This is a genomic window from Thermomonas sp., assembly GCF_046293095.1.
GTDB lineage: Bacteria > Pseudomonadota > Gammaproteobacteria > Xanthomonadales > Xanthomonadaceae > Thermomonas.
The window spans coordinates 611,046-626,718 of sequence record NZ_JBKBPN010000001.1 but is presented as its reverse complement, the minus strand read 5'-3'; the positions used below and the strand labels follow the sequence as shown (position 1 = coordinate 626,718).

General features: G+C 69.0%; 15 protein-coding genes. 9 read left to right on the top strand and 6 right to left on the bottom strand.

Features of this window, described 5'->3' with window-relative positions; all coding sequences use genetic code 11:
* The first annotated feature begins 50 nt into the window (after positions 1–50).
* Both ACK4SG_RS03065 and ACK4SG_RS03060 read left to right on the top strand, forming a co-directional pair.
* Positions 51–854 carry a ferritin-like domain-containing protein gene (locus ACK4SG_RS03065; protein ID WP_409599566.1) on the top strand — a complete coding sequence of 268 codons (804 nt, stop codon included), beginning with the start codon at positions 51–53 and terminating at the stop codon, positions 852–854.
* A 60-nt stretch (positions 855–914) separates the two neighbouring features.
* The gene (locus ACK4SG_RS03060; protein ID WP_409599564.1) at positions 915–1,343 is read left to right on the top strand and encodes a COG3650 family protein; all 429 of its coding nucleotides are present in this window, start codon (positions 915–917) and stop codon (positions 1,341–1,343) included.
* 5 nt (positions 1,344–1,348) lie between these two features.
* Here the strand turns inward: ACK4SG_RS03060 and lpxH are convergent, their stop codons facing one another.
* Positions 1,349–2,071, bottom strand: a complete 723-nt coding sequence (gene lpxH / locus ACK4SG_RS03055) for a UDP-2,3-diacylglucosamine diphosphatase (RefSeq protein ID WP_409599562.1) — start codon at positions 2,069–2,071, stop codon at positions 1,349–1,351.
* 80 nt (positions 2,072–2,151) lie between these two features.
* Here lpxH and gltX point away from each other — a divergent pair, with 80 nt between their 5' ends.
* Together gltX and ACK4SG_RS03045 are read left to right on the top strand one after the other, a co-directional pair.
* Positions 2,152–3,552: a glutamate--tRNA ligase gene (gene gltX / locus ACK4SG_RS03050; RefSeq protein WP_409599560.1), complete on the top strand. Its 1,401-nt coding sequence runs from the start codon at positions 2,152–2,154 to the stop codon at positions 3,550–3,552.
* A gap of 8 nt (positions 3,553–3,560) precedes the next feature.
* Positions 3,561–4,052 carry a transcriptional repressor gene (locus ACK4SG_RS03045; protein WP_409599558.1) on the top strand — a complete coding sequence of 164 codons (492 nt, stop codon included), beginning with the start codon at positions 3,561–3,563 and terminating at the stop codon, positions 4,050–4,052.
* Between the two features lie 136 nt (positions 4,053–4,188).
* Here ACK4SG_RS03045 and ACK4SG_RS03040 read toward each other — a convergent pair whose 3' ends face one another.
* The gene (locus ACK4SG_RS03040; RefSeq protein ID WP_409599556.1) at positions 4,189–6,234 is read right to left on the bottom strand and encodes a TonB-dependent receptor; all 2,046 of its coding nucleotides are present in this window, start codon (positions 6,232–6,234) and stop codon (positions 4,189–4,191) included.
* Positions 6,235–6,328: 94 nt separating this feature from the next.
* On the opposite strand from ACK4SG_RS03040, the gene ACK4SG_RS03035 reads away from it, so the two are divergent.
* Entirely contained in the window at positions 6,329–6,751 is a 423-nt protein-coding gene (locus ACK4SG_RS03035; RefSeq protein WP_409599554.1) for a MerC domain-containing protein, read from the top strand.
* Positions 6,752–6,852: 101 nt separating this feature from the next.
* Positions 6,853–7,023 (top strand): 30S ribosomal protein THX, encoded by a 171-nt coding sequence (locus ACK4SG_RS03030; protein ID WP_409599552.1) that lies wholly within the window; start codon positions 6,853–6,855, stop codon positions 7,021–7,023.
* A 94-nt stretch (positions 7,024–7,117) separates the two neighbouring features.
* Here ACK4SG_RS03030 and ACK4SG_RS03025 read toward each other — a convergent pair whose 3' ends face one another.
* From ACK4SG_RS03025 to ACK4SG_RS03015, 3 genes are read right to left on the bottom strand one after another with little or no spacing between them, the layout of a single operon-like run.
* Positions 7,118–8,314 (bottom strand): dipeptidase, encoded by a 1,197-nt coding sequence (locus ACK4SG_RS03025; protein ID WP_409599550.1) that lies wholly within the window; start codon positions 8,312–8,314, stop codon positions 7,118–7,120.
* On the bottom strand, positions 8,305–9,555 hold the full coding sequence (gene hutI / locus ACK4SG_RS03020) for an imidazolonepropionase (RefSeq protein WP_409599548.1): 1,251 nt from the start codon (positions 9,553–9,555) through the stop codon (positions 8,305–8,307). Before hutI ends, ACK4SG_RS03025 begins: the two co-directional genes overlap by 10 nt.
* Entirely contained in the window at positions 9,552–10,868 is a 1,317-nt protein-coding gene (locus tag ACK4SG_RS03015) for a chloride channel protein (protein WP_409599546.1), read from the bottom strand. Before ACK4SG_RS03015 ends, hutI begins: the two co-directional genes overlap by 4 nt.
* Positions 10,869–11,119: 251 nt before the next feature.
* Between ACK4SG_RS03015 and ACK4SG_RS03010 the strand changes: the two genes are divergently transcribed.
* A complete protein-coding gene (locus ACK4SG_RS03010; RefSeq protein WP_409599544.1) occupies positions 11,120–11,581 on the top strand; it encodes a hypothetical protein in 462 nt (153 codons plus the stop codon).
* A 105-nt stretch (positions 11,582–11,686) separates the two neighbouring features.
* Positions 11,687–12,634: a formimidoylglutamase gene (hutG, locus tag ACK4SG_RS03005; RefSeq protein ID WP_409599542.1), complete on the top strand. Its 948-nt coding sequence runs from the start codon at positions 11,687–11,689 to the stop codon at positions 12,632–12,634.
* 25 nt (positions 12,635–12,659) lie between these two features.
* Here hutG and ACK4SG_RS03000 read toward each other — a convergent pair whose 3' ends face one another.
* A complete protein-coding gene (locus ACK4SG_RS03000) occupies positions 12,660–13,928 on the bottom strand; it encodes an ectonucleotide pyrophosphatase/phosphodiesterase (protein WP_409599540.1) in 1,269 nt (422 codons plus the stop codon).
* Between the two features lie 79 nt (positions 13,929–14,007).
* On the opposite strand from ACK4SG_RS03000, the gene hutU reads away from it, so the two are divergent.
* Positions 14,008–15,672, top strand: coding sequence for a urocanate hydratase (gene hutU, locus ACK4SG_RS02995; protein ID WP_409599538.1), 1,665 nt, complete (start codon positions 14,008–14,010; stop codon positions 15,670–15,672).
* The last annotated feature ends 1 nt before the right edge of the window (position 15,673 follow it).

Here is a 15,673-nt window from a genome sequence, read left to right as displayed (position 1 = left end):
GTTGAAACGTATCTCCCGCCGCGTGCCTTCATGACGGTGTCGTTGTCGATATGAAAGAGTTGTTTTCCGCCGCCCGCGCCTGCCTGGATGCTGCAAGCACGGACGACAAGCCGGCGCTGACCCTGGCGATGGCCGAAGCCTTCGCACGCGGCGAGTTGTCCATCCCTGAGGATGCGCCGCCGCCGGCGCCGATTGGCATGCCGGGCCGGCCTGCACGGCCCCGGTTGGTACATCCGCGCGACCTGCCGCGGCGCGGCTTCGGTTCCGACGAGGGGCGCGCCGCCTTCATTCACGCGGTGGCCCACATCGAGTTCAACGCGATGGATCTGGCCTGGGATGCGGTGTACCGCTTTCGCGGCATGCCGCACGCCTACTACGCCGACTGGGTGCAGGTGGCGCACGATGAGGCCCGGCATTTCCAGATGCTGCGCGCGCGGCTGCGCGACTTCGGTCACGATTACGGCGATTTCGACGCCCACAACGGGTTGTGGGAGATGGCGCAGAAAACCGCGCACGACGGGCTGGCGCGAATGGCGCTGGTGCCGCGCGTGCTGGAGGCACGCGGGCTGGACGTGACGCCGGGGATGATCGTGAAGCTGCGCGCGCTGGGCGACGATGCCACCGCCGATATCCTCGCGCTGATCCTGCGCGAGGAAGTCGGTCACGTCGCCGCCGGCAGCCGCTGGTACCGCTGGCACTGCGAACGCGCCGGCGTGGAGCCGCGCGCACGTTTCCGCGCGCTGCTGCGCGAGTACGCCAGCGGCGTGCTGCACAAGCCGTTCAACACCGAGGCGCGGCTGGCGGCCGGGTTCGACACCGAGGAACTGGACAGCCTGCTGGCCGAGGCCGACTGAGCCCGGCATCGGGGTGACGCCGTTGCGGCACACTGGGCACCCCTCGCCCGGAGGCCCGCCATGAAGCCCACCATTGTCCTCGCGTCGCTGCTGCTGGCCGCCTGCAGCACGCCGCCGTCCGTGGACGCATCCCGTCTGCCGGCAACCCCAGGCGCCGCGCAGATGGGGAAGCGTGCGCCCGGTGACGCGGCCGATCCACTGCAGGTGTTCCGCATCTTCGGCACCGAGCCTTTCTGGAACGTCAACGTCGAGGGCGACCGGCTGGTCTACAGCACCCCGGACGACCCGGCCGGCGTGCAGCTGCAGGGCCGCCGCCGCGCCATCCCCGGCGGCGTGGAGATCACCGGCAGCCGCGACGGCCGCGCATTCGTGCTGACGGTCGCCCAAGGGGAGTGCAACGACGGGATGTCCGACCAGACCTATCGGCTGGTGGCCGGGTTCCGCTTCGGCGACCTCGATCTCAGTGGCTGCGGCGAAGCGGCGAAATAGGGCGGCTACAGCGCGGCCAGGTCGCAGCCGTCGGCACTGACGCGCAGCACCGAGCCTTGCTCGTACCAGTCACCCAGCACGATGCGGGTGCGGCCTTGGCCCTCGTCGTGGATTGCCGGGCGGTGGGTGTGCCCGTGGATCATGCGCTTCACGCCGAAGCGCGTGAACCAGTCCTGCACGGTGGCGGGCGCCACGTCGCCGACGGTTTCCGCCATGCCCTTGGCCACCAGCTCGCCGTAGCGCGCCTGGCTGGCCGCGCGCGCCTGCTGCGCGAACGCCAGCCGCGCCGCCAATGGCTGCGACAGGAATTGCGCCTGCCACAGCGGGTCACGCGTCTGCGCGCGGAACTGCTGGTAGGCGGCATCGTCCGTGCACAGCAGATCGCCATGCAGCAGCAGGGTAGGCGTGCCGTACAGCGCGACGACGGTGGGGTCGTCCAGCAGCGTCATGCCGGCGCGCGCTGCGTAAGCGTCGCCAAGCAGGAAGTCGCGGTTGCCGCGGATGAAGTACGTCGGGACGCCAGACTCCGCGAGTGCGCGCAGGCGGTCGGCGACGAAGGCGCCGGCCTCGGACGGATCGTCGTCGCCCACCCAGGCCTCGAACAGGTCTCCCAGGATGTAGAGCGCGTCGGCCGTACGTGCTTCACCATCCAGAAAGCGGCCGAACAGCGTGGTGATCTCCGGGCGTTCCGGGTCGAGGTGCAGGTCGGACACGAACAGGGTGCTCATCTTGCGATTGTAAAACCCCGCCCGGATCCGTCGCGGGCGTCGGGGTAAAATCGTCGGCTACCGACATCCCCGTGGCCTCCATGACCGTCCGCACCCGCTTCGCCCCGTCCCCCACCGGCTACCTGCACATCGGCGGTGCGCGCACCGCGCTGTATTGCTGGCTGTACGCGCGTCGCCATGGCGGGCAGTTTGTCCTGCGCATCGAGGACACCGACCGCGAGCGCAGCACCCAGGCGGCGATCGATGCCATCCTGCAGGCGATGGACTGGTTGGGGCTGGACTACGACGAGGGCCCGATCTACCAGACCCATCGCCTTGATCGCTACCGGGAGGTTGCCGAGCAGCTGGTCGCGTCCGGGCACGCCTACTACGCCTACGAAACCAAGGAAGAGCTGGAGGCGATGCGCGAGGCGGCGATGGCCGCGGGCGAAAAGCCGCGCTACAACGGCGCCTATCGCGACGCCAACGCCGGCTGGCGCGACGATCCGAACCGGGTCATCCGTTTCAAGAATCCAGTGGATGGTGTGGTGGCCTGGGACGACAAGGTCAAGGGCCGCATCGAGATCGCCAATAGCGAGCTGGACGACCTCGTCATCTTCCGCAGCGACGGCTACGCCACCTACAACTTCGCGGTGGTGGTGGACGACATCGACATGCGCATCACCGACGTGGTGCGCGGCGATGATCACGTCAACAACACCCCGCGCCAGATCAACATCTACCGGGCGCTGGGCGCGCCGGTGCCGCATTTCGCCCACCTGCCGATGATCCTGGACGAACAGGGCGCCAAGCTGTCCAAGCGCACCGGCGCGGCCGACGTCATGCAGTACCGCGAGATGGGCTATCTGCCGCATGCCCTGCTCAACTACCTGGTGCGGCTGGGCTGGTCGCACGGCGACCAGGAAGTGTTCTCGATTGCGGAAATGCAGTCGCTCTTCGATCTTGCGGACGTCAACGCCAAGGCAGCGCGGCTGGACATGGCCAAGCTGGGCTGGCTGAACCAGCAATACCTGAAGTCCGACGATCCCGAGGCGGTCGCCCAGCACCTGGTCTGGCATCTGGAACAGGCCGGTTACGACCTGGCCAAGGGGCCGAAGCCGGCCGACCTGGTGGTGGCACTGCGCGAGCGCGTGCAGACGCTGAAGGAGATGGCGGAGAAATCCGCGGTGTGGTTCGGTGCGCTGACGCATTACGACGAAGCGGCCGTCGCCAAGCACTTCAAGGCCGAGGCGCGCGCGCCGTTGCAGGATGCGCGTGCGCGCATCGCCGCGCTTGCTGTCTGGACGCCGGAAGCGATCGGCGACGCGCTGAAGGCCACGGCCGAGGCGCAGGGCATCGGCATGGGCAAGATCGCGCAGCCGATGCGGGTGGCGATCACCGGCACGCAGGTCAGCCCGGATATCGGCTGGACGGTCTACCTGTGCGGCCGCGACGAGGCGCTGGCGCGTATCGACGCCGCGCTTGCGATGTTGCCGGCATAATTCCCGGCATGGGCAAAACGCACGCCTGCACGGATCCGCACCACCACGTCCACGACGCAGCCGCGTTCGTGAAGGCGGTGGAGCGGGCCTGCGGGGAGCGCGGCCTGCGTCTGACTGCACCGCGCGCGCGGGTGCTGGAGCTGGTGGCTCGCGCAGGCCAGCCGATCAAGGCCTACGACCTGCTGGATCGTTTCCCCGACGGTGCGCAGGCGGGGACTACGGCCCCGCCCACCGTGTACCGCGCACTGGATTTCCTGCTGGCCAACGGCTTCATCCACAAGCTGGAGTCGATCAACGCCTACGTGGCCTGCCATCACCCCAACGCGGCCCAGCATTCGGTGCCGTTCCTGATCTGCAACCGCTGCCATTCGGCGACCGAGCTGGAGGACGCCAGCATCGTGGCGACGCTGGATGCCGCCGCGCGTGCCCTGGGCTTTGCGCCACAGGCGCAGACGCTGGAAGTGCACGGCCTGTGCGCGCGCTGCGCACAGGCCGGCTGATCTGCGGCAATCTCCGAACACTTCGAAAAATTTCCGTCGGTCATAAGTGGCCGGCCGCGACGCGATCGGGCAAGCGATTGATCGGTATGAACCGGGCCCGGACATGTGCCGGGCCCGGCGTTGTCCAGGCCTTCCCTCAGAAGAACACCCGCACGCCGACTCCCACGCTGCGGCCCGGCAGCATCACCTGATCCTTCAGGAACGAGGTGTGCACGCGCGCCACCTGGTTGGTCAGGTTGCTGCCATCGGCAAACAGCTCCCAGCTCAGCGCGCCGGTATCGAAGTGCCGGCTCAGGTGGGCGTCGACCAGGGTGAAGCCTGCGGTGGGGGTTTCCCCGGCTGCCAGCTTGTCCTGGCGGTTGGTGCGGGTCGCGCCCAGCGCCGCGCGCCAGCCCGCGTACTCCCAGCGCAGTTGTGCGCCCAGGCGTGAGGGTGCGATGCGCGGCACGTTGCCGCCGCCCTTGAACGTCGCGCGCACGGTGTCGCCGAACACCCGCAGGTCCCAGTCGCCCTGGTCGGTTTTTGCGAGATGGAACATCGCCTCGCCTTCCAGGCCGCGGAAGCGTGCGTCCGCCTGCGACCACTGGCGCACCGGCAGGAACTGGTCGCCTTCTTGCCAGAACCAGGTGGCACTGGTGTCGGCCAGGTAGATGAAGTTGTTGAATCGGTTGTAATACGCGGACACCTTGGCATCCACCCAGTCGGCCTGGTATTGCAGGCCCAGTTCGAGCTGGTTGGCCGCTTCCTTGCGCAAGTCCTTATTGCCGATCTCGTATGCCAGCGTGGCGATATGCGGGCCGTCCGAGAACAGCTCTTCCTCCACCGGCGCGCGTTCGGCGTGGTCGAGGTTGGCGGTGATGCGCCACTGCGCGTCCAACTTCCAGCCACCTGCCAGTGACAGGCTGACCGGGGTGAAGCTGCGGCTGTCGCCGCCCGCCGGTGACGACTTGACCTTGTCCACCCGCGTGCCGAGATCCAGCTGGAAGCCGTCCCAGGAGCGGCGTGCGACACCGAAGAGGCCCTGCGCGCGCGTGCTGGTCTCCGGCACGAAGGCTTCTTCGCCGATCGCCACGAACGTGCTGCTGGAGGCCTGCGCACCGAGCGCGCCCTGCCAGCCCTGCGCGCTGCCGAAGGTGGCCTCCAGCCGGCCTTCATTGGCGTTTTTGCGGAAGATGGTGCCGGGCTGGTCGTTTTCGAACTCGGTATGGGTGTAGCCGGTGTGGCCGAACGAGAAGCGCAGGCCGTTGCCTTCGCCCCACAGGTCGCGCAGCGCGCCCTTGGCCTCGTAGCGGTCCTGGCGCATTTTCAGAGAGACGCCGCGCTCGCCCAGGGCAGGATCGCCCGGTTCGCCCGGGTTGCCGTACTCGTCGTTGAAGCGCGAGGCCGACAGCCCGACAAAGCCCCAGTCGCCCAGCAGTGAGCCGCCGACTGCGCCGCTGCGGGTGTCGATGAAGGAATTGCGCTGGCGCCCATCCGGGGTGTCGTAATCCAGCGCGTTGCGATACACGGCATCGGCATGCAGGGCGAACCGGTCGCTGCCGCCATCGACGCGGGCCATGGTGGTATTGCCGCCCTGGTCGCCACCGAAGAAACGGGTTTCGGCGCGGCCACTGAAGCCGTTTTCAATGGCGTATTCAGGAATGCGGCCATCCACCATATTGACCACGCCGCCGATCGCGCCGTTGCCGTACAGCAGGGTGGACGGGCCTTTCAGCACCTCGATCTGGTCGGCCAGGAAGGGCTCGATGGCGGGGGCATGGTCCTGGCTGACGGTGGACACGTCCTGGCTGGACAGGCCGCCGCTCAGCACCGCCACGCGGGGGCCATCCAGGCCGCGGATGATCGGCCGGCCCACGCCGGGCCCGAAGTTGGAGCTCTGCACGCCGGGAAGGCTGGCGACGGTTTCGCCCAGCGTGGCGCCGCGGTTTTCATCCAGCCGCGCGCCGGTCAGGACATCGGCGGGTTTGCTCAGGGTGTCTGCGGTGTCCTGCAGGGCGGAGGCGGTGACCACCACGCCGCTGATGGTCTTGATATGGCCACGACTCGAGGTGTCCTGCGGGTGGCGGGTGTCGCTGGCCGGCGTCTGGGTGGCGTCCTGGGCGTGCGCCCGGGCCAGAGGCAGCAGGAGCAGCATGATGGCGGTGGCGAGCGTTGCGCGCTTGGGCAGCGATGGGGCTTGCATGTCGGGACGGATCCTTGAGGAGGCGGCGGGGGATTGGATAATATGTTATAACATTTCAAAACAGGCATTCCCCCCTGTCTGAAGTCATGCGCCGATGACCCTTCGTCCCCCTCCGCTGCTTGATCGCCTTGGTGCTGCCGGGTCGTTGCTGTGCGCGATCCACTGTGCGCTGTGGCCGCTGGCGATCGCACTGCTGCCATCGCTGGGGCTGGCGCTATGGCTGGGCGACGGCCTCGAGACCGGATTCGTGGCCTTCGTCAGCCTGTTCGGCCTGGGCGTGCTGGGCTGGAGTTATCGCCGTCATCGCAACCTGCGTGCACTGCTGCTGCTGCTGGCGGGGCTGGTCGTGCTCTGGGCCGGCATGCTGTATCCGCCGCTGCACCAGGCCGCGGTGCCGCATGCGGTGTTCATGGCCCTGGGGGGGGGCTTGGTGGGGGTGGGCCATCTGGTCAATCTCCGGCTCAACCATGGCCATGCCCACGGCGCGGCCTGCACGCGCTGCCCGGCACCGTACTGAGCGGCACGGGGCTGCCGCTTGATGGGGCCGGCTCATGCTAGAATGCGCAGTCTCGCGCGCGACGCGATCCACCGACACGATTCGATTCCAGGAGCAACACGATGGGCAAGGGCGACCGCAAGACCGCCAAGGGCAAGCGCTACAACGCCAGCTACGGCAACGCGCGACCGAAGACCGTGACCAAGGCCGCCGGCACCGCCGTCGCGCCGGTCGCGAAGAAGGCCGCCGGCAAGAGCGTGGCGAAGAAGGCGGTCAAGAAGACCGCGGCCTGATCCTCGCGTTGCCGTGACGACGAAAGCCCCGCCTTGGCGGGGCTTTCGCGTTTCCGGGGTATGCCACCCGCGGCCGGGCGCCGTGCCGCAGAGGTTACTTGCCGGCGCCGGCTTCGATCTGCGCCCACGCCCGCAGCAGGTTGCCGCCAAGGATCTTGCGGATGTCGGCGTCGCTGTGGCCGCGCGCCTGCAGGCTGGCCACCAGGTTGGGATAGTCCGCCACTGTGCGCAATTGGGCGGGAAGTTCGCCATCGACGCCGTCGAAATCCGAGCCCAGCCCGATGTGGTCGATGCCCAGCAGCTTCACCCCGTAGTCGATCTGGTCCAGCACCTGCGCCAGCGTGCTGGCACGCACCGGGTGCGCATTGGCCCACGCCTTCTCGAACGCCTCGCGGTCTTCCAGCGGCTTGCCCTGCGCCTTCAGCGCGGCGTTGCGCTGGTCGAAGGCCTGGCGCGCGCGGAAGTGCGCCTGCATATCGGCGGCGCTGTCCGGGTTGATGAAAGCGGTACCGAACGGCACCTGCACCACGCCGCCGCGCGCCGCAACGGCCTTGGCGATCTCGTCGCTGATGTTGCGCTCAAAGCCCGGGGTGAAATGACGGAAGGCGGAATGGCTGGCGATCACGGGCACCGTGCTGAGCCGGATGGCCTCCCATGCCGATGCATCCGCCAGGTGCGAGACGTCCACCATCATCCCCAGCCGGTTCATCTCCGCCACCACCTGTTTGCCGAACGGGCTTAAGCCGTTCCAGGGTTTTTCGGCGGCATAGGACGAATCGGCCAACCGGTTGGCGGCGCTGTGGGCCAGGGTGATGTAGCGCACGCCGCGGTCGTAGAAGCGCTGCACATTGGCAATGTCGTCGCCGAGGGGCGCGCCATTTTCCATGCCCATGGCCAGCAGCACGCGGCCGCCCTGGCGCAGCCGTTCGACGTCTTTGGGTGAAGTGAGCAGGGCGAAACGGTCGGGGTGGCGCTGGGCCAGCGCCTCGACGCTGTCGAGCATCTGGTGCGCCACCTGCCAGGCGCTGCCGTCGGCGTCCTGCGCGGCCGAGGTGTAGATCGACATGAACGCCACGTCCAGCCCGCCGCGCCGGGCCTTGGCGTAGTCGAACTCGCGGTCTGGCTGTTCTTCGCCGAGATCGGCCCAGCGTTTGCGCAAGGCGCCGGGGGCGTCGATATGGGTGTCCACGATGACCGCCTGCCGGGCCAGTCGGCGGGCGGCGTCGAGGTCCTGCGCCGGGGCGGCGGTGGCGAGGGTGAGCAGGCCGAAGGCAAACAGTGTCAGACGCATGCGGCGGACTCCTGGGCGAGGGAAACGGGGCGGCCGGCGATCCAGAGGCGGCGAACGAATGTGCCGCCCATCCAGTAGCACAGTTCGGCGGGGTGGTCGATGTCCCAGACCACGAGATCGGCGCGCAGACCTTCACGCAGCATCCCGCGGTCGTGCAATCCGAGTGCCTGGGCAGCATGCCGGGTGGCACCGACCAGCGCCTCGTACGGGGTCAGCCGGAAATGCGTGCAGGCCAGCTGCATCGCCTGGCGCAGCGACAGCAGCGGCGAAGTGCCGGGGTTGCAGTCGGTGGCCACCGCCATCGGCACGCCGTGCTCGCGCAGCAATGCAATGGGCGGCAGTTTGGTCTCGCGCAGCACGTGGAAGGCGCCGGGCAGCAGGACGGCCACCGTGCCGTGGGCGGCCATCGCACGCACGCCGGCCTCGCCGGTGTGTTCCACATGGTCGGCGGACAGGCCGTCGTACTCGGCCACCAGCGCCGCGCCGCCGAGGTCGCTGAGCTGGTCGGCGTGCAGCTTCACCGGCACGCCCAGCGCGCGCGCGGCGTCGAACACGCGCCGTGTCTGCGCGGGCGAGAAGGCGATGCGCTCGCAGAACGCATCCACCGCATCCACCAGCCCTTCTGCGTGCAGGCGCGGCAGCCAGTTGATCACCGCGTCGATGTAGCCGTCGGCGTCGTCCCGGAATTCGGGAGGCAGGGCATGCGCGGCCAGGTAGGTGGTGCGGACGGTGATGCCCAGCTGTTCGCCGATCCGGCGCGCCACCCGCAACAGTTTGCGTTCGTTGGCGAAGTCCAGCCCGTAACCGGATTTGATCTCGAGCGTGGTCACGCCGTCCTGCAGCAATGCGCGTGCACGCGGCAGCGACTGCTGCAGCAGGGTGTCCTCATCCACTTGCCGCACCGCCGCCACGCTGGCGCGGATGCCGCCGCCGGCGCGGGCGATGTCCTCATAGCTGGCGCCGTTGAGGCGCATGTCGAACTCGTGGGCGCGGTTGCCGGCAAACACCAGATGGGTGTGGCAGTCGATCAGGCCCGGGGTGACCCAACCGCGCGTCGTGATTACCTCGCGCGCCAGCGTGTCCGGTGCGCCGGGCAGATCGGCACGCGGGCCGACATAGCACAGCCGGCCGTCTTTCCAGGCCAGCGCGCCGTCCTCGACCACGTGGCCGCCCGGGCGCGCGTCGTCCAGCGTCGCCAGGTGGGCGCCCAGCACCAGCCCGTCGTAGCGGTACGTCGTCATGGTGCTGGCCCCGCGGGCGAGGCCGGCAGCAGCCGTTGTGCCAACGCCTTGTAAACCGGCGTGGGGCAGAGCAGTGCCGAGGCGCCGCGTGCCACCAGCACAGTGGCCAGGATCGCCAGCAGCATGTCCTGGCTGTCGGTCAGTTCCATCGCGATCACCGCCGAGGTCAGGGGTGCCTGGGTGACGCCGGCCAGGTAGCCGCACATGCCCAGCAGCACCAGCGCGCTGGCGGGCGCATCGGGCATCAGCACCGACAGGTTGTGGCCCAGGCCAGCGCCCACCGCCAGTGCGGGCGAGAACAGGCCGCCGGGAATGGCGGCCACGTAGGAGACGAGGTTGGCGGCGAACTTCACCAGCCCGAATTCGTGGCCCACCGTCGCCTGGCCCTGTACCAGCCCCCGCGCCTGCTCGTAGCCGGTGCCGAAGGCGCCGGACCCGAAGGCGATGCCGAGGCCCGCGAGCAGGATGCCGCAGCCCGCCGCCAGCAGCACCGGATGGCGCCGCCGCAGCACGCCCAGCCAGCGCGGCTTGCCGTCCATCGACGCCAGCAGCAGCCGGCTGAACAGTCCGCCGGCCAGGCCGCACACAACGCCGCACAGCAGCACCGCCAGCCAGGCCTGGCGCAGCGGCAGCAATACATGCACCCGGCCGAAATAGGTGTAGTTGCCCAGCAGCGCCAGTGACACAACGCCGCCGACGATCACCGCGGTCAGCAGCGTGCCGGAGAAGCGGTGTTCGAACGCGCCGCCCAGCTCCTCGATCGCGAACACCACCCCGGCCAGCGGCGTGTTGAACGCCGCCGCGATGCCGGCCGCGCCGCCCGCCAGCAGGAAGCGCCGGGCCTGGTGGTCGTCGCGGAACCCCAGCCAGCGGCCGAGCGCCTGCATGATGCCGGCGCCAACGTGGACGGTGGGTCCTTCGCGGCCGATCGAGGCGCCGCCCAGCAGTCCGGCCACGGTCATCGCCATCTTGGCAGCGGCGACCTTCAGCGAGAGGTGGTGCTGGCGCTCGTCGGCGGCCATGCGCAGTCCGGCGATGACCTGCGGGATGCCGCTGCCCCGCGTGGCTTCCAGGCCGCGGGTGGTCAGCCAGGCGAGCAGCGCGAACATCGTCGGCGTGAGCAGCAGGGCCCACCACGGCGAGGCGTCGACGACCCGCCGGAACAGCTGGAAGGCCAGGTCGGATGCGCGGGCGAACAGGATCGCCGAGAGCGCCACCAGCACCGCGCCGCCCCAGAGTGCGACGCGGCGTTTCCAGACCTGGGCGGAGAGCAGCGCGTCAAGGCCTGCTTCGGGTTCCGGATGCATTGCCATCGCGGCATTCTCGCATGGCGGTCTGGTCGTGCTGTCCTGAATCTCTGTCGCCCTGCCTTTGCTTCCGTGGCAAGGGGTTCCACTCGGCGGAGCGTGATGGCGCTGTCCCGGTGTCGGCCGGCGGCGTCGAATCGCTGCCCGCCTTGTTGCCGGAAGCAGGCGGAATGGCCCGGTTGCAGATGTCTGATCCGGTTTGACATGGACAGGCAAACCGATAGCATAGTGATATAAAAACAGTACTGATACCCGCCATGGCCAGCACCGTACTCCGCTTTGCCGATCAGCCGTCCCGCTTCGAGACGACCCACCAGCGCCTGAAAGACCTGGCCGACTACTTCGGCGTCAGCCAGAACAAAGCGGCGGCGTATGCCATCAACCTGCTGTGGGAGCAGCTTCAAGCCGACGACGAACTCGCGGCAGGCGCGGCGTTCACCCGGCAGGGCACCAGGATCGGCGGCGTCCACTACCTCGGCCTGCCTGCCGACGAGGCGGACGACCTCCGGGCCAAGGCGGCCCGTACCCAGGCCCGTGCGGCCCAGGGCGTGCCGGCCCCGCACCTCGACGACGACGAGATCACCCGCAACCTGTTCTTCGGGCTGCTGCCGAAGGACGCGCAGGACGCGATCCGTGCCGAGCCCGATCCACTCGCCCGCCGACGGCTGTTCCAGGCGGCCTGTCAGGCCGCCCTCGTCGACGACGTCACGGACGGCTGAAAACGCCTTCGGTCGGGGTGACGGGCGCGCGTACAATCGCGGCAGTTCACGCATGGGCCACGGCGTCATGGCCATCGCTCAGACACTCACTGCAGGGAGGCGCGCATGAGCACACCGGACGGCTGGGGTGGGCGCATCGATCTGCCGGATGTGCCGGCTACGCGGCGCTGGCACCAGTGCGTGCAGGCGCTGCAGCCAGGCAGTCCGCCCGGGGTGGCAGTGCTGGGCTTTGCCTGCGATGAAGGCGTGCGCCGCAACCATGGCCGGGTGGGTGCGGCGGAGGGGCCGTTGGCGCTGCGCAGGATGCTGTCCAATCTGCCCAAGCTGGACGAGGCGCCGCTGTATGACGCTGGCACGATTGCCTGTACCGACGGCGACCTCGAGGGTGCGCAGGCGCGTTATGCCGAGGTCATGGCCGGCTTGCTGGATGCCGGCCATCTACCAGTGGGGCTGGGCGGTGGCCACGAAATCGCCTACGCCAGTTATCTGGGGCTTGCGAAACACCTCGGCACGCGCCGGCCGCGCGTGGCCATCGTCAACATCGACGCGCACTTCGACCTGCGCCGGCAGGACCAAGGCAGTTCCGGCACGCCGTTCCTGCAGGCCATCGAGCACGCGCGTGCCAACGGCCTGCCCATGGATTACCTGGTCTATGGCATCAGCGCCTCGGCCAACACGCGCGTGCTGTTCGATACCGCCGATGCGCTGGGCGTGCACTATGTGCGCGATGACGCATTGGGACTGCTCGATCTGCCGCAGCGGCTGGCCGAACTGAAGGCCAAACTGGCCGGGGTCGATGCGGTCTACCTGACCATCGATATCGATGGCCTGCCGCACGCGATGGCGCCCGGCGTCAGCGCGCCGGCGGCGCGCGGCGTGCCGATGGAGGTGGTGGAGCCGCTGCTGGACACGGTGGCGACCACCGGCAAGTTGAAGCTGCTGGACGTGGCCGAACTGGCACCGCCGCTGGATCGCGATCAGGCCACCGCGCGGGTGGCTGCGCGCCTGATCCACCGTGTCACCGCCGCGGCCTGGCAGGCGCGGGGCGGCTGACTGTCCGGCAAGACCTGCCGATGGATCAGGGGGCTGTGCGCAGGGCCGGCAGCAGCGGTGCCAGGCTGCCGTCGTTGGGGGCTGCCGGAATCCCCAGCAGGTGCGCCAGCAGGGGATACACATCGACGTTGTCGAACGGTGGCAGCACGGTACCGGCGCGGAAGGCCGGGCCGTGGGCGATGAACACCGCGCGCATCGACGGCAGTGCCGGATCATAGCCGTGCGAGCCGCGCGTCCCGGTGCCGGCGCGGCCCTTCCAGCCGCCACCCACCGCGTCCCAGCCTTCGTCCATCTGGCAGATGATCGGCGGGATGCGCGGATGGCGACCGTAGTGCCAGCGTTCGGGCAATGCCTCTTTGCGCCAACAGCTGTAGTGGTCGTGGCGGCCGAGCAGGCGCGCTTCTGCCGCGGCTTCCTGGCCCAGTAGCGGGCGGAAGCCGACCACCTGACCGGTGGTCACCGCCTGTGCCAGCGTCGCCGGCACCATCGTGTCCACGGCGATCTGCTGCCCGGCGGGGACTGCGGCCATGCCGTGATCGGAGACGATCACCAGGTTGATCGTCTGATCCAGCCCACGCTGGCGTAACCCGGCCAGCAGTGCGGCCAGCGCGGCATCCACCTCGGCCACTGCCGCGCGCGCGGGTGCGCTGCCGGGGCCGGCGTCGTGCTCGGCATGATCGACCTGGTCGAAATACAGAGTCATGAATGCCGGGCGCTGCGCCGGCGGGCGATCCAGCCAGCCCAGCACGGTGTCCACGCGGCCCTGGGCGGAACGTGTGGCGTCGAACGGGTGCCATTCGTCCGGTCGGACCCCTGCAATCGCTGCTTCGCTGCCAGGCCAGAACATGGTGGCAGTACGCAGGCCGGCCTTGTGCGCGCTCACCCAGATCGGTTCGCCTGCCTGCCACCAGCGGCCGTCGCCAACGGCGTCGCGGCGATTGAGTGAAAACGCCCCCAGCACCGGGTCCTGCATGGTGTTGTGGACGATGCCGTGATGGTCGGGGCGCAGCCCGGTCACCAGGGTGTAGTGGTTGGGGAATGTCAGCGAGGGGTAGGACGGTGTCATCCACTGCGCACGCACGCCATCGGCGGCGAGCCTTTGCAGGGTGGGGGCCGCTGCCAGATCGTCCGGGCGCAGGCCGTCGATCGAAATCAGCAGCAGCGGCGCGCGCGGGGCGGTGGCCGGGATGGCCGCGCTGGCGGCGGCGGTGGTGCTGGCGGCGGGGGGCGGTGGGGTGGCGCAGCCGGCAAGTGCCAGCAGCGCGGGCAGCAGGAAGGATGGGGTCAGGCGCATCCGCCGATCTTAGCCAAGTCTCGGGGCGCTGAAATGACAGCGGATGCGATAATCGCCGCCTGCATTGCTGGAGCCTGCCATGTCCCGTCGACACGACCCCGCCCGCCGTATTCGCGCCCCACGTGGCAACACCCTGACCTGCCGTTCGTGGCCGACCGAAGCGCCGTTCCGCATGTTGCAGAACAACCTCGACCCCGAGGTCGCCGAGCGCCCGGAGGATCTGGTGGTGTACGGTGGCATCGGTCGCGCTGCGCGTGACTGGGACTGCTTCGACAAGATCCTCGAAACCCTGAAAACGCTAGGCGATGACGAGACGCTGCTGGTGCAGTCCGGCAAGCCGGTGGGTGTGTTTCCCACCCATCCCGATGCGCCGCGGGTGCTGATCGCCAACTCCAACCTGGTGCCGCACTGGGCCACCTGGGAGCACTTCAACGAGCTCGATAGGAAAGGCCTGATGATGTACGGCCAGATGACGGCCGGCAGTTGGATCTACATCGGCAGCCAGGGCATCGTGCAGGGCACCTATGAGACGTTCGTGGAGATGGGTCGCCAGCACTACGGCGGTGACCTCACCGGCAAATGGATCCTCACCGCCGGCCTGGGCGGCATGGGCGGCGCGCAGCCGCTGGCGGCATCATTGGCGGGTGCCTGCAGCCTGACCATCGAGTGCCAGCAACGTCGTATCGATTTCCGCCTGCGCACTCGCTATGTCGATGAGCAGGCCCGTGACCTCGACGACGCGCTGGCCCGCATCGAGAAATACACCGCGGCGGGCGAGGCGAAGTCCATCGCGCTGCTCGGCAACGCCGCCGAGATCCTGCCGGAACTGGTGCGGCGTGGCGTGCGTCCGGATGCGGTCACCGACCAGACCAGCGCCCACGACCCGGTGCATGGTTACCTGCCGATCGGCTGGAGCGTGGAACAGTGGGAGGCCGAACAGACCGCCAATCCCGACATAGTGCGTGACGCGGCGAAGCAGTCGATGCGCGTGCACGTGGAGGCGATGCTGGCCTTCCACGCCGCCGGCATCCCCACCGTCGACTACGGCAACAACATCCGCCAGATGGCGTTCGACGAAGGCTGCAAGAACGCTTTCGACTTCCCCGGCTTCGTCCCCGCGTACGTGCGCCCGCTGTTCTGTCGCGGCATCGGCCCGTTCCGCTGGGTGGCGCTGAGTGGCGATCCGGAGGACATCTACAAGACCGACGCCAAGGTCAAGGAACTGATCCCGGATGACCCGCACCTGCACCGCTGGCTGGACATGGCGCGTGAACGGATCAGCTTCCAGGGCCTGCCGGCCCGCATCTGCTGGGTGGGGCTGGGGCAGCGCCACCGGCTGGGGCTGGCGTTCAACGAGATGGTGCGCAAGGGCGAGCTGAAGGCACCGGTGGTGATCGGCCGCGACCATCTGGATTCCGGCAGCGTGGCCTCGCCCAACCGCGAGACCGAAGCCATGCGCGACGGCAGCGATGCCGTGTCCGACTGGCCGCTGCTCAACGCCATGCTCAACGTTGCCGGTGGCGCCACCTGGGTCAGCCTGCACCACGGCGGCGGCGTTGGCATGGGCTACTCGCAGCACAGCGGCGTGGTCATCGTCTGCGATGGCACGGACGCGGCCGACCGGCGCATCGCCCGGGTGCTGTGGAACGACCCCGGCACCGGCGTGATGCGCCATGCCGACGCGGGCTACGAGATCGCGCAGCAGTGCGCGCGGGAGCAGGGCCTCAAGCTGCCGATGCTGTGAG